Origin of the sequence: Segeticoccus rhizosphaerae (assembly GCF_009192725.1) — a bacterium.
GTDB lineage: Bacteria > Actinomycetota > Actinomycetes > Actinomycetales > Dermatophilaceae > Segeticoccus > Segeticoccus rhizosphaerae.
In genome coordinates this window covers 1-1,002 of the sequence record NZ_VOHR01000609.1, presented here as the reverse complement: position 1 = coordinate 1,002, position 1,002 = coordinate 1, and the positions used below count along the sequence as shown (strand labels likewise).

The following is a 1,002-nucleotide window of genomic DNA, read 5'->3' as shown; positions in this document are numbered from 1 at the left end:
CGTGAGCAGCGCGAGGGCGGCCAGCGCGGCGGGCAAGAACCACGACGGCGCAGGCAGCGAGGGCGAGGGTCCCGAGCCGGCGCACACGACGACGAGGGCGCCCACCACCACCCCGACCCAGCCGAGCTCGCGACGACGCTGCCGCGTGCCGGCCACGAGCGGGGCGAGCAGGATGGTGACGGCCAGCGACGCGGTCAGCACCGCCTGCACCACGAAGAGCGGTAGCCCGCGCATGGCCACCAGCGAGGCCAGCCAGGCCAGCCCGTCGCACGCCAGCCCCAGCAGGTATGCCGGGTGGTGCAGCACCGCCGCGCCGTGGGCCCGGCGCGCGGCACGTGCCTGCAACGCCGACCCAGTGCCGTAGCCCGCGGCCCCGACCACGGCCATCGGCAGCGCCCAGAGCACCTCAGCGCCCACCCTCGAGCAGCGGCACGCGTTCCCTGGTCGGCTCCGGCAGACGTCGCGCCGCGCCCCATCGCAGGAGCCGCGGGCGCACGATGAACGCCTCGGCCTCCATGGCCGCCATGCTGATCTGGGCCAAATCACGGCTGGCCTCGAAGCAGATGAACCGCGGCACCCACAGCGGCTGGTACTTCGCGTTGGAGCGGTAGAGGGACTCCAGCTGCCAGAAGCGGGACGCGAAGACCAGCAACCGGCGGCAGGCCTTGATGACCGGCCCGGCGCCGAGCCGGTCGCCGCGCTCGAAGACCGACCGGAACACCGCGAAGTTCAACGAGATCCGCGTGACGCCGCGCCGTGGTGCAGCGGCCACCAGGTCGTGCACCATGAGCTCGACGACGCCGTTGTCGCACTGCGGTGACCGGCGCATCAGGTCCAGGGAGAGGCCGTCGTCGCCCCACGGCACGAGGTGCAGCAGCGCGCACAACCGGCCCTCGGCGTCCCGGCACCGGACGAGGACGCACTCCGGGTCGTCCGGGTCACCGAGCCGGCCGAGGGCCATCGCGAAGCCGCGTTCGTGGCCGCCCTCGGCCGGCGCGGTGA

1 protein-coding gene and 1 pseudogene are annotated in these 1,002 nt (G+C 74.2%); both read right to left on the bottom strand.

Translation table 11 applies throughout. The annotated features are described in order from the left end of the window. Window positions 1-405, bottom strand: a pseudogene (locus tag FRW57_RS22030) (hypothetical protein); the annotation flags it as partial. Between the two features lies 1 nt (window position 406). Beyond that, window positions 407-1,002: phosphatidylglycerol lysyltransferase domain-containing protein (locus FRW57_RS22025; RefSeq protein WP_152187083.1), on the bottom strand; the 596-nt coding region annotated here is incomplete at its 5' end.